This is a genomic window from Streptomyces sp. NTH33, assembly GCF_003236365.1.
In the GTDB taxonomy this organism is placed as follows: domain Bacteria; phylum Actinomycetota; class Actinomycetes; order Streptomycetales; family Streptomycetaceae; genus Streptomyces.
In genome coordinates, this window is sequence record NZ_POTZ01000973.1 from 1 (window position 1) to 965 (window position 965).

Consider the following 965-nt stretch of genomic DNA (forward strand, 5'->3'; position numbering starts at 1 on the left):
CGGGAGGGGGGTGCAGCAGTCACGTACTCCACTATCGCGTGAGCCCCGGGCGCGGCGTCACCCGGGGTTCACGCGGGGGACGTGAGAAAGGCCCTCCTGCCCGAGCCGGTTGGCGGTGTGGACCGCGCGCAGCACGGCCGCCGCCTTGTTGCGGCACTCGGTGTCCTCGGCGACCGGGTCGGAGTCGGCGACGACGCCGGCGCCCGCCTGGACGTAGGCCGTGCCGTCGCGCAGCAGGGCGGTGCGGATGGCGATGGCGGTGTCGGAGTCGCCGGCGAAGTCCAGGTAGCCGACGCAGCCGCCGTACAGCCCGCGCCGGGACGGCTCGAGTTCGTCGATGATCTGCATCGCGCGCGGCTTCGGCGCGCCGGACAGGGTGCCGGCCGGGAAGCAGGCGGTGAGCACGTCGAAGGCGGTACGGCCCGCCGCGACCCGCCCGGTCACGGTGGAGACGATGTGCATCACGTGCGAGTAGCGCTCGATCGACATGAAGTCGACGACCTCGACGGAGCCCGGTTCGCAGACCCGGCCCAGGTCGTTGCGCCCGAGGTCGACGAGCATCAGGTGCTCGGCGCGTTCCTTGGGGTCGGCGAGCAGTTCCTCGGCGAGGGCCTGGTCCTCCTGCGGGGTGGCGCCGCGCGGCCGGGTGCCGGCGATGGGGTGCACCATGGCCCGCCCGTCCTCGACCTTCACCAGGGCCTCGGGGGAGGAGCCGACGACGTCGAACCCGTCGAAGCGGAGGAGATACATGTACGGCGAGGGGTTGGTGGCCCGCAGGACCCGGTAGACGTCCAGCGCACTCGCCGTGCACGGCGTCTCGAAGCGCTGCGAGGGGACGACCTGGAAGGCCTCGCCCGCACGGATGCGCTCCTTGACGTCGTCCACGGCCGCCTGGAAGTCCTCGCCGCCCCACAGGGCGGTGTACTCGGGCAGTTCGGAGGGCGGCAGTGCGGCCGGGGGCTGGG

1 protein-coding gene is annotated in these 965 nt (G+C 73.1%); it reads right to left on the bottom strand.

The genetic code is table 11. The features are described 5' to 3' along the window. Positions 1-57: 57 nt before the first annotated feature. On the bottom strand, positions 58-965 hold a 908-nt coding region (locus C1I97_RS37900), incomplete at its 5' end, for a chorismate-binding protein (protein ID WP_181447109.1).